General features: G+C 59.5%; 9 protein-coding genes and 1 pseudogene. 6 read left to right on the top strand and 4 right to left on the bottom strand.

Annotation, left to right across the window (positions count from 1 at the left end; all coding sequences use genetic code 11):
- Nucleotides 1-173 (bottom strand): annotated as a pseudogene (locus PFH44_RS10945) (MFS transporter); the annotation flags it as partial.
- A 210-nt stretch (nt 174-383) separates the two neighbouring features.
- Nucleotides 384-1004, bottom strand: coding sequence for a glycerol-3-phosphate 1-O-acyltransferase PlsY (plsY, locus tag PFH44_RS10940; RefSeq protein ID WP_045857872.1), 621 nt, complete (start codon nt 1002-1004; stop codon nt 384-386).
- 230 nt (nt 1005-1234) lie between these two features.
- Here plsY and folB point away from each other — a divergent pair, with 230 nt between their 5' ends.
- Both folB and bacA read left to right on the top strand, forming a co-directional pair.
- Nucleotides 1235-1603 (top strand): bifunctional dihydroneopterin aldolase/7,8-dihydroneopterin epimerase, encoded by a 369-nt coding sequence (gene folB, locus PFH44_RS10935; protein ID WP_045856827.1) that lies wholly within the window; start codon nt 1235-1237, stop codon nt 1601-1603.
- Between the two features lie 224 nt (nt 1604-1827).
- Entirely contained in the window at nt 1828-2649 is an 822-nt protein-coding gene (bacA, locus tag PFH44_RS10930) for an undecaprenyl-diphosphate phosphatase (RefSeq protein WP_045856829.1), read from the top strand.
- 11 nt (nt 2650-2660) lie between these two features.
- On the opposite strand, the gene PFH44_RS10925 is transcribed toward bacA, so the two are convergent.
- Both PFH44_RS10925 and PFH44_RS10920 read right to left on the bottom strand, forming a co-directional pair.
- The gene (locus PFH44_RS10925) at nt 2661-3902 is read right to left on the bottom strand and encodes a multifunctional CCA addition/repair protein (RefSeq protein WP_045856831.1); all 1242 of its coding nucleotides are present in this window, start codon (nt 3900-3902) and stop codon (nt 2661-2663) included.
- A 61-nt stretch (nt 3903-3963) separates the two neighbouring features.
- Nucleotides 3964-4584, bottom strand: a complete 621-nt coding sequence (locus PFH44_RS10920) for a TIGR04211 family SH3 domain-containing protein (protein ID WP_041147288.1) — start codon at nt 4582-4584, stop codon at nt 3964-3966.
- A 214-nt stretch (nt 4585-4798) separates the two neighbouring features.
- On the opposite strand from PFH44_RS10920, the gene PFH44_RS10915 reads away from it, so the two are divergent.
- The 4 genes from PFH44_RS10915 to glgS all read left to right on the top strand — a co-directional run bounded on the left by PFH44_RS10915 (nt 4799) and on the right by glgS (nt 10927).
- Nucleotides 4799-6103, top strand: coding sequence for a CYTH domain-containing protein (locus PFH44_RS10915; RefSeq protein ID WP_283825011.1), 1305 nt, complete (start codon nt 4799-4801; stop codon nt 6101-6103).
- Nucleotides 6104-6124: 21 nt separating this feature from the next.
- Nucleotides 6125-8962 carry a bifunctional [glutamate--ammonia ligase]-adenylyl-L-tyrosine phosphorylase/[glutamate--ammonia-ligase] adenylyltransferase gene (glnE, locus tag PFH44_RS10910; protein WP_283825013.1) on the top strand — a complete coding sequence of 946 codons (2838 nt, stop codon included), beginning with the start codon at nt 6125-6127 and terminating at the stop codon, nt 8960-8962.
- 58 nt (nt 8963-9020) lie between these two features.
- On the top strand, nt 9021-10454 hold the full coding sequence (gene hldE, locus PFH44_RS10905; protein WP_283825010.1) for a bifunctional D-glycero-beta-D-manno-heptose-7-phosphate kinase/D-glycero-beta-D-manno-heptose 1-phosphate adenylyltransferase HldE: 1434 nt from the start codon (nt 9021-9023) through the stop codon (nt 10452-10454).
- 263 nt (nt 10455-10717) lie between these two features.
- Nucleotides 10718-10927: a cell surface composition regulator GlgS gene (gene glgS / locus PFH44_RS10900; protein WP_045856839.1), complete on the top strand. Its 210-nt coding sequence runs from the start codon at nt 10718-10720 to the stop codon at nt 10925-10927.
- Nucleotides 10928-10950: the final 23 nt, after the last annotated feature.

The following is a 10950-nucleotide window of genomic DNA, read 5'->3' as shown; positions in this document are numbered from 1 at the left end:
GCATCGAGAAGAATGCCGCCCAGCGCGATGCCCATGACGATGCGCGCGTTGTTGCGCCCGCTGCTGCCCTCGTTAATCAGGCGCGAAACGTCCGCCGCGCCGCGTATCCATTTAACTTCCCCGTCGGGCGACCCTGCCGCAGCAATCGGCGCCGAATTGATTACGTCTGTCATATTATTGTTCTGTTATGTCTTATCAGGAGATTCAGAGTAAACATCGGCGGGCGGGCCAATAAATCATTTTTGGTTATAAGACATAACTAAGTGATTGTTGCGAAAGGTTTATCTTTGAAGCGGCAGCGCGGTGGAATGATTGGCTGTCAGGACGGGGAATCAAAAGATATTGTCGGGGAAAATCGTGCCCGGCGGCGCCGGGCGTGGCGGTTATTTCTGCGGCGGTTTTTTCCTGTTCTTCTTCAGCCGGGCCCAGATTTTGGTCTCCTGGCGACGCCACAGGCGCTGGATGTTGTCGTGATGGCGCAGGAGGATCAGGCAGGAGAGCATCGATACCGGAAAGGTGTACTGCGGCTTGAACCACCAGACGTAGAACGGCGCAATAAGCGCGCTGACGATGGCGCCGAGCGAAGAGTAGCCGCTGAGCAGAATGGTCAGGAGCCAGGTTCCGGCCATGACGCCGGTTAAATCCCAGCCGATGGGGGCAATGGCACCGAAGGCGGTCGCAACGCCCTTGCCGCCGCGAAAATTAAAGAACACCGGCCAGATATGACCAATGCAGGCGGCGATCGCCACCAGGCCCAGCCAGAAAGGGGTCAGACCGAGTGCCCACGCGCCCCAGACCGGCAGCATGCCTTTGAGCACGTCGAAAATAAGCACCGTTACGGCCGCTCCCTTGCCGCCAATTCGCAGGACGTTGGTCGCCCCGGGGTTGCCCGAGCCGCTATCGCGAGGGTCGGGCAGGCCGGCGAGGCGGCAAACCAGAATGGCGCTGGAAATTGAGCCGCAGAGGTAGGCAAGGATAACGAGTCCAGGCGCGATTGCACTCATCAGCTGTTCCATTTTGAAAGTGTCGTTTTATCCCCGTCATCCTTGGCGCGGCCGGTGCGTTGGCTCTCCTCGCGCGTCCGGATACATAGTGATGCTATGCTCCCGGAAGCTCGCTGCGCCGCCGCCTTCCTGCAACGCAAATTATTTAGGGGATGTCTTTGCATCTGTGGATAATACGCATAATTCGCCGGAAGTGGTATCCGGTTTAGCCAAAAAGCAGGCAGGTCGTGATGGATATTGTATTTATAGAGCAACTTTCGGTAATCACCACTATCGGTGTTTATGACTGGGAACAAACCATTGAACAGAAGCTGGTGTTCGATATCGAAATGGCGTGGGATAACCGCAAGGCGGCGTCCAGCGATGATGTGAGCGATTGCCTTAGCTATGCCGATATTAGCGAGCTGGTTATCAGCCACGTTGAGGGGGGCCGCTTTGCGCTGGTGGAACGCGTCGCTGAAGAGATTGCCGATCTGCTGCTGGCAAAATTTTCCTCGCCGTGGGTGCGAATTAAAGTCAGCAAGCCGGGAGCGGTTGCCCGCGCGGCCAACGTTGGCGTCATCATTGAGCGTGGCCTTAATCTGAAACAAAACTTTTAAGGTCATATTGATTAAACAATTTGGGCTTATACAGGTCTTAGTGCCGGCCATCAGGTTATTTTATTTGCCATCTTCTCCTTGAACGGGGCTCGAATTCCTCGCGTACTCCGTGTACGCTCCGGAATTGACGCGCCGTCCGAGGCCTAGCTGGCTGCCCCAATGACGCCTGATGGCATGGCTCGTAGTGCCTGGTTTTTTCATTTTACTTTTAAAGGGTTTATTGGATGAGCGATATACACTCGCTGCTGGTGGCGGCAATATTGGGTGTGGTTGAGGGTTTGACAGAGTTTTTACCTGTTTCCAGTACTGGTCATATGATTATTGTTGGCCATCTGCTGGGGTTTGAAGGTGATACTGCAAATACGTTTGAGGTGGTCATTCAGTTAGGTTCTATTCTTGCCGTTGTCGTGATGTTCTGGCGTCGTTTGTTTGGCCTGATCGGTATTCATTTCGGTAAACCACCTGCGCATGAAGGGCAGGGCAGCGGTCGCCTGTCGCTTATCCATATTCTGCTGGGGATGATCCCGGCGGTGGTGCTGGGCCTGATATTCCACGACACCATTAAGTCGCTGTTCAACCCGATAAACGTGATGTACGCGCTGATTGTCGGCGGCGTGCTGCTGATTGCCGCTGAGGTGCTGAAGCCGAAGGAGCCGCGCGCGGTAGGCGTTGACGATATGACCTATCGTCAGGCGTTCGTGATTGGCTGCTTCCAGTGCCTGGCGCTGTGGCCGGGCTTTTCTCGCTCCGGCGCGACCATTTCCGGCGGTATGCTAATGGGCGTGAGCCGCTATGCGGCCTCTGAGTTCTCGTTCCTGCTGGCAGTACCGATGATGATGGGCGCCACCGTGCTGGACGTTTATAAAAGCATCGGCTTCCTGAACGCCAGCGATATTCCGATGTTTGCCGTCGGCTTTATTATGGCGTTTATCGTGGCGCTGATTGCGATTAAAACCTTCCTGCAGCTGATTAAACGTATTTCGTTTATCCCGTTCGCAATCTACCGCTTTATCGTGGCGGCAGTTGTTTACGTGGTCTTCTTCTAAGACCCTGGCCCTCAGTCTTTTGGCTGAGGGCAGCGTTCTTCCTTCCACTGCGCGATGGCCGCAATACGCCGACGCGTCAGCTCCTCGCGAATCTCCGGCCCTTTAAACCCTTGTGCTACCACCTCTTTCGTCGATACCGACTGGGCAACATGCCACGCTTCAAGCAGCAGGCGCCCCTGCGGATAGTCGCAGGCCTCGAAGCCGGTTCGACCGCGGACGTCGGCTTCGCTGGTGAGGGCAATTTTCTCCACCCGCTGCGGCTTGCGCCAGGCGTCGATGCTGTCGAACAGCTTGACCAGGGTTTTGGGCTGCAGAATCGGCAGGGTATGAATCAGATCGTGGAACTCGGCGACCAGCTTCGCCAGGTCGCGGATCTCATTCGGGACGCGCAGGCGGGCGCAAAGCTGCTCGACCAGCCTGACGCCGGCCGGCCCGTGACCGTGATGGCGGGGCCAGAGCGCTTTCGGCGTTAGCCCCTTGCCCAAATCGTGACACAGGGTCGCGAAACGCACGTCGATTTCCGGCGACAGCATCGCCGCCATGCTCAGGGTCATCAGGGTATGCAGGCCGGTGTCGATTTCCGGGTGCCATTTGGCCGGCGCGGGTACGCCATACAGCGCCTCGATTTCCGGGAACAGCACGCCGAGCGCGCGGCAGTCGCGCAGGGTCTGGAAAAAGACCTGCGGATTGCGGGTGCCCAGCGCGCTCTCGGTCTCTTTCCATACCCGCTCCGGGGTCAGGTGCGCCAGCTCGCCGGCGTCGGCCATCGCGCGCATCAGCGCCATGGTGTCGTCCGCAATGCGAAAGCCGAGATGGGCGTAGCGGGCGGCAAAGCGCGCTACGCGCAGAACGCGCAGCGGATCTTCGCTAAAGGCCGGTGAAACGTGGCGCAGCAGGCGCTGGCGCAGATCGGACTGGCCGCCGTAGGGGTCGATAATCTGGCCGTCAGAGTCCTGGGCCAGGGCGTTAACCGTCAGGTCGCGGCGGAGCAAATCCTGTTCGAGGGTGACGTCCGGCGCGGCGTAACAGGTGAAGCCGGTGTAGCCGGCGCCTGACTTACGCTCGGTTCGCGCCAGGGCGTACTCTTCCCGGCTTTGCGGGTGCAGGAACACGGGAAAATCGCGGCCTACCTGCTGGTAGCCCGCGTCAAGCAGCTCTGAGGGCGCGGCGCCCACCACCACCCAATCTCTGTCTTTGACCGGTAGTCCGAGTAATGCATCCCGGACGGCACCGCCGACCAAATAAATCTTCACGCCTGCTTCTCCCGTATCCACTTTGCGCTGGATGATACGTAAGTCTGGCAGAGAAGACGAATTAGTTCATCCACCGGTCTTTACGCTTGCGGCTCGGGATCAGGTGCGGCAGCACCAGACCAAGCAGCAGGCCGACGCCCAGCACGCCGCCGCCGTACATAAACCACTGCATGATGATGGTGCGCTGCTTATCATCAAGCTGCAGATTGGCGGCATTGACCTTTTTCTGCGCGACAACCAGCTCATTTTTCAGCTTCTGGTTCTCATCTTTCAGGGCGTTAATGGCGTTATCGCTCCCGGCGACCTTTTTCTGCATGTCTGCCGTGCGCTGGTTCCAGGTGGTGTCGATGTTATTTAGCTTGTCGGTCAGGGTCTTAACCTGATTTTCGAGATCCGGTACGCGGGTGCGCAGGCTGGGCTCGTTGCTCAGCTCTTTCAGCGGGATCCAGGCGGTGCGGCCGTTGCCGTCGCGGATCTGGGCATAGTTGGTGCTGTCGTTGGTCTGCAGCAGAGAGACCTGCTCCCCGGCATTAATGGTTCCCTGGAGGCGATAATTATCGCCAGGACCGGTGCGGACCCAGGTGTTCAGTTCATCAGAAACATAGCGTTTTTCTTCTGCATGAACCGCCGTAGCGGCGCTAAGCGCCAGCAAAGTTATCGTAATCAGGCGTAATTTTGGCATCAGGTCATCGTTTGGTCATAAAAAGTTGAACGATAGTAGTGGCATCACCATAGCGACGCAAAGTTTTCCGCCACAATCGGAAACATCCAGGAGGTGGCCCGGCAAATTGCGCATTGCATGGCGATTCGCCGCAAAATATTATCTACTGACAAGAAATATCGGCGTTAGTTCGCCGTATTTTCCCTGCAGAGCACAGAAGCGGAAGAATTCAGTTATGGCGCAAGAAATCGAATTAAAGTTTATCGTCTCCGACAGCGGTGTGGAAACGCTGCGTCAGCACCTTAATACGCTCAATGCGCAGCATACGCCCGCAGGACAGCTGCTCAATATCTACTATGAAACGGCGGATAACTGGCTGCGCCGTCACGATATGGGGCTGCGTATCCGCGGCGATCGCGGTCGTTACGAAATGACCCTGAAAATTGCCGGACGAGTGGTGGGTGGGCTGCATCAGCGCCCGGAGTACAACATCCCGCTGGAGAAACCGGAGCTGGCCCTGGCCCTGAGCCTGCTGCCGGCGGAAGTCTGGCCGCAGGGCGAACTGCCTGCCGAGCTGGAGAACAGCGTACAGCCGCTCTTCCGCACTGATTTTGAACGTGAAAAATGGGTGGTCAGCGAAGGCGATAGCCAGATTGAGATCGCCCTCGATCGCGGCGAGGTAAAGGCCGGTGAGCATCAGGAAGCGATTTGTGAACTGGAGCTGGAGCTGCTGTCTGGCAATACCGCAGATGTCCTGACCCTCGCCCGTCGTCTGCTGGATACCGGCGCGCTGCGTCAGGGAAGCCTGAGCAAGGCGGCGCGAGGCTACCATCTGGCCCATGGCAACGGCGAACGGCCGCCGATCGCGCTGGATATCCTGCCGGCAATCGCGAAGGCCAGCGTTGAGCAGGGAATGGAGGCGGCGCTGGAAAATGCCCTGGCCCACTGGCTCTATCATGATGAAGTCTTGAGCCGCGGCAACCCGGCGGCAAAAGGCGAAATTCTGCGCGCGATTGCCCGCCTGCGCCATACGCTGGCGCTGTTTGGCGGTATCGTGCCGCGTAAAGCCAGCGCGGCGCTGCGCGAGCAGCTGAGCGCAGCGGAAGCGGCGCTGTCAGAGGCCGAAAATGCGCAGGCGGCGCTGTTCAGCATCGCCGCAGTGAGCGCCAAGCTGATGCTGACGGAATGGCTGGTAAGCCGCGGCTGGCGCGAGTTCCTCAACGAAAATGGGCAGAAGAAAATTGCCGGATCTTTTAAACGCTTTGCCGATATTCAGCTTTCGCGGGCGGCGGCAGAATTAAAAAATGCCTTCCTGCAGTCGCTGGGCGACGAGTATGAAGGTCAGCTTCCGCGGCTGGCGCGCGAGATCGACACTGTTCAGCTGTTAGCCGGCGCTTACGCCGACGCCGCATCGCCGTGGCTGGAAAACTGGAAAGAGCTTCGCCGGGCCGTTGAGCACCGGGACAGCAGCGTCATTGAATATTTCCGTCGCCAGGCGCTGGCCGCGGAACCGTTCTGGCTGCATAGTGGAAAACGATAATTTCAGGCCAGGGAGACCCCTATAATGCCGCTTTCTTCGCAGTTACAGCAGCACTGGCAGACGGTTGTAGACCGACTACCAGCGGATTTTCCATTATCCACGTTAAGTCCGCAGGCGCAGTCGGTTATGGCGTTCAGCGATTTCGTCGAGCAGAGCCTGATCGCCCAGCCGCAGTGGCTGGCTGAGCTGGAGAGCTCGCCGCCGGAAGCGGATGAGTGGCGTCACTATGCCGACTGGCTGCAGGCGGCGCTGGCGGAGGTGAATGACGAAGCGGCGCTGATGCGCGAGCTGCGCCTGTTCCGCCGCCGGATTATGGTGCGCATCGCCTGGGCGCAGGCGCTGTCGCTGGTCAGCGAAGAGAGTAGTTTGCAGCAGCTTAGCGCGCTGGCGGAGACGCTGATTGTCGCCGCCAGGGACTGGCTATACGCCGCCTGCTGCCGGGAGTGGGGAACGCCCTGCAGCGCCGAAGGCAAGCCGCAGCCGCTGCTGATCCTCGGGATGGGTAAACTCGGCGGAGGAGAGCTTAACTTCTCTTCCGATATCGACCTGATTTTTGCCTGGCCGGAGCACGGTGCAACCCGCGGCGGGCGCCGCGAGCTGGATAATGCCCAGTTCTTTACCCGCCTCGGCCAGCGTTTAATTAAGGCCCTCGATCAGGCCACCCAGGACGGCTTTGTCTACCGCGTGGATATGCGCCTGCGCCCGTTTGGCGACAGCGGCCCGCTGGTGCTGAGCTTCGCCGCGCTGGAGGATTACTACCAGGAGCAGGGGCGAGACTGGGAGCGCTATGCGATGGTTAAGGCGCGGATCATGGGCGATAACGAAGGCATCTATGCCAGCGAGCTGCGCGCCATGCTGCGGCCGTTCGTTTTCCGCCGCTACATTGACTTCAGCGTGATCCAGTCGCTGCGTAATATGAAAGGGATGATTGCCCGCGAGGTTCGCCGCCGCGGGCTGAAGGACAATATCAAGCTCGGCGCCGGCGGGATCCGCGAAATTGAATTTATCGTCCAGGTCTTTCAGCTGATCCGCGGCGGCCGCGAGCCTGCGCTGCAGCTGCGGGCGCTGCTGCCAACTCTGGCGGCTATCGAAGAGCTGCATCTGCTGCCGGAAGGCGATGCTTCCCGGCTGCGCGAGGCCTACCTGTTTTTACGTCGTCTTGAAAACCTGCTGCAAAGCATCAACGATGAGCAGACGCAAACTCTGCCGCAGGATGAGCTCAACCGCGCTCGCCTGGCGTGGGGAATGCACTTTGCCGACTGGGCGATGCTCAGCGCGCAGCTGGAAGAGAAAATGGCCAGCGTCAGGCGGGTATTCAACGATCTGATTGGCGATGACGAAGCGCAGTCGCCGGATGAACAGCTTGCCGAGTACTGGCGCGAGCTGTGGCAGGACGCGCTGGAGGAGGATGACACCAGCCCGGCGCTGGCGCACCTCAATGATACCGACCGGCGCAGCGTGCTGGCGCTGATCGCCGATTTCCGCAAAGAGCTCGACAGGCGCACCATTGGCCCGCGCGGGCGGCAGGTGCTGGATCAGCTGATGCCGCACCTGCTCAGCGAAGTCTGCTCCCGCGCCGATGCGCCGCTGCCGCTGGCGCGCATTACGCCGCTGTTGACCGGCATCGTGACCCGCACGACCTATCTTGAGCTACTCAGCGAGTACCCCGGCGCGCTGAAGCACCTGATCGCCCTGTGCGCCGCCTCGCCGATGGTCGCCAGCCAGCTGGCGCGCCATCCGCTGCTGCTGGACGAGCTGCTGGACCCGAATACGCTCTATCAGCCGACGGCGACCGACGCCTATCGCGATGAGCTGCGCCAGTATTTACTGCGCGTACCGGAAGAGGACGAAGAGCAGCAGCTGGAGGCGCTGCGTCAGTTCAAGCAGGCGCAGCTGCTGCATATTGCCGCCGCGGACATCGCCGGCACGCTGCCGGTGATGAGAGTGAGCGATCACTTAACCTGGCTGGCCGAGGCGATGATCGACGCGGTTGTTCAGCAGGCGTGGATGCAGATGGTGGCGCGCTATGGCCAGCCGACGCACCTGCGCGACCGTCAGGGCCGCGGTTTTGCCGTCGTCGGCTACGGCAAGCTGGGCGGCTGGGAGCTGGGCTACAGCTCCGATTTGGATCTGGTGTTCCTCCACGACTGCCCGCCGGAGGCCATGACCGACGGCGAACGCGAGATTGACGGCCGTCAGTTCTATCTGCGGCTGGCGCAGCGCATTATGCATCTCTTCAGCACCCGCACCTCTTCAGGGATCCTCTATGAAGTGGATGCCCGTCTGCGTCCGTCGGGCGCCGCGGGCATGCTGGTCACCACCGCCGATTCCTTCGCCGACTATCAGCAAAATGAAGCCTGGACCTGGGAGCATCAGGCGCTGGTCCGCGCTCGGGTGGTCTACGGCGATCCCGAGCTGCAGACCCGGTTTGATGAGATCCGCCGCGCTATCCTCACCCGCCAGCGCGAGGGGGCGACTTTGCAGACCGAGGTGCGGGAAATGCGTGAAAAAATGCGCGCCCATCTTGGCAATAAGCAGCGCGATCGCTTTGATATCAAAGCCGATGCCGGGGGGATCACCGATATTGAATTTATCACCCAGTATCTGGTCTTACGCTATGCCCACGACAAGCCGAAGCTGACGCGCTGGTCCGATAACGTGCGCATTCTGGAGCTGCTGGCGCAGAATGACATTATGGACGAAGAAGAGGCCCGGGCGCTGACCCATGCCTACACCACGCTGCGCGATGCGCTGCACCATCTGGCGCTGCAGGAGCAGCCGGGCAACGTCGCGCCGGAGGCCTTTGCTCATGAACGTGAGCAGGTTAGCGCCAGCTGGCAGAAGTGGTTGATAGCTTAACTAAAAAACCGGGTGTGCTATTATCGCGCGCAAAGTTTGCATCTCGCAGGAGTGAGTAATGAAAGTAACGCTGCCGGAGTTTGAACGAGCAGGAGTGTTGGTGGTTGGCGATGTGATGCTGGACCGCTACTGGTATGGTCCCACCAGCCGTATTTCCCCTGAAGCCCCGGTACCGGTGGTGAAAGTGGAAAATATCGAAGAGCGTCCCGGCGGCGCGGCAAACGTCGCGATGAACATCGCGTCTCTCGGTGCGACCTCGCGACTGGTGGGCCTGACCGGGATTGACGATGCCGCCCGCGCGCTGAGTAAAGCGCTGGCCGACGTCAACGTGAAGTGCGACTTCGTTTCGGTACCGACCCACCCGACCATCACCAAGCTGCGCGTGCTATCGCGCAACCAGCAGCTGATCCGCCTCGATTTTGAAGAGGGCTTTTCCGGCGTCGATCCGCAGCCGATGCACGAGCGCATTCAGCAGGCGCTGGGCTCTATCGGGGCGCTGGTCCTGTCCGATTATGCGAAAGGCGCGCTGGCCAGCGTGCAGACGATGATTAAGCTGGCGCGGGATGCGGGCGTACCGGTGCTGATCGATCCGAAAGGCACCGAATTCGAGCGCTATCGCGGCGCCACCCTGCTGACCCCGAACCTCTCTGAGTTTGAAGCGGTGGCGGGGAAATGTAAGGACGAAGCGGAAATCGTTGAGCGCGGCCTGAAGATTATTGCTGATTTTGAACTCTCCGCGCTGCTGGTGACCCGCTCCGAGCAGGGCATGACGCTGCTGCAGCCGGGCAAACCGCCGCTGCATATGCCAACCCAGGCGCAGGAAGTGTATGACGTCACCGGCGCCGGCGATACGGTGATTGGCGTACTGGCGGCGACCCTCGCCTCAGGCAACACGCTGGAAGAGGCGTGCTATTTCGCCAACGCGGCGGCCGGCGTGGTCGTCGGCAAGCTGGGGACCTCAACCGTTTCGCCGATTGAGCTGGAAAACGCGGTGCGCGGGCGCGCGGAGACCGGTTTTGGCGTGATGAATGAAGAAGAGCTCAAGCAGGCGGTGGCCGCGGCGCGCAAGCGCGGCGAGAAAGTGGTGATGACCAACGGCGTGTTTGACATTCTGCACGCGGGCCACGTTTCGTATCTGGCAAACGCGCGCAAGCTGGGCGATCGCCTGATTGTGGCGGTTAACAGCGATGCGTCGACAAAACGTCTGAAAGGGGAGTCCCGTCCGGTGAACCCGCTGGAGCAGCGGATGATCGTCCTGGGCGCGCTGGAGGCCGTTGACTGGGTGGTCTCTTTCGAAGAGGACACCCCGCAGCGTCTGATCGCCGGGATCCTGCCGGATCTGCTGGTGAAGGGCGGGGACTATAGGCCAGAGCAGATTGCCGGGAGCGAAGAGGTCTGGGCAAACGGTGGCGAGGTGCTGGTGCTCAATTTTGAAGATGGCTGTTCGACCACCAACATCATCAAGAAGATCCAGAAAGATAGCGGGAAGTAATATTTCCCCGCCGAGCGGCGGCTCGACCATCGTCCCGGTAAGCATCGTGCGGCCGGGAGGGTAGCGAGAAAGCCGTACTTAAAGAGGCCTGCGATCGTCCGATCGCGGGCCTTTTTTATTTAATTGATGGCAGAAATGATTCAGCGCAATAATTGTTCTTGTTTTGCGCATTTTTCGCGCAAAAAAAGTTAACGTAAGGATAAATACTGAAGTCAGTAAAGCATATGACCACTCAGAACACCCACGGCTGAAGGAGTATGCGGATGAACCATAACGAACTGTATTCAATGAAGAATTTTGACTTTCTGGCGCTGAGCTTTGCCAGGATGCATGCGCAAGGCCACGTTGTCGATCTTGAGGCCATCGTCGGCAATATGGATGAAGAGCATCGTGAATGGTTTTGCCAGCGGTATGCGCTCTACTGTCGTCAGGTCAGCCAGCCAGAGGCGCCGGCGCGAAAGCTGGAACACTGATACAACAACGGGCCTGATGGCCC

This window comes from Klebsiella sp. Ech2A (assembly GCF_030078455.1).
GTDB lineage: Bacteria > Pseudomonadota > Gammaproteobacteria > Enterobacterales > Enterobacteriaceae > Klebsiella > Klebsiella terrigena.
This window is presented reverse-complemented; position numbering and strand designations above follow the sequence as displayed.

Coding starts and splice junctions, on each gene's coding strand:
- folB (WP_045856827.1), top strand. CDS start 1,235: ATGGATATTGTATTTATAGAGCAACTTTCGGTAATCACCACTATCGGT.
- PFH44_RS10915 (WP_283825011.1), top strand. CDS start 4,799: ATGGCGCAAGAAATCGAATTAAAGTTTATCGTCTCCGACAGCGGTGTG.
- bacA (WP_045856829.1), top strand. CDS start 1,828: ATGAGCGATATACACTCGCTGCTGGTGGCGGCAATATTGGGTGTGGTT.
- PFH44_RS10920 (WP_041147288.1), bottom strand. CDS start 4,584: ATGCCAAAATTACGCCTGATTACGATAACTTTGCTGGCGCTTAGCGCC.
- hldE (WP_283825010.1), top strand. CDS start 9,021: ATGAAAGTAACGCTGCCGGAGTTTGAACGAGCAGGAGTGTTGGTGGTT.
- plsY (WP_045857872.1), bottom strand. CDS start 1,004: ATGAGTGCAATCGCGCCTGGACTCGTTATCCTTGCCTACCTCTGCGGC.
- glgS (WP_045856839.1), top strand. CDS start 10,718: ATGAACCATAACGAACTGTATTCAATGAAGAATTTTGACTTTCTGGCG.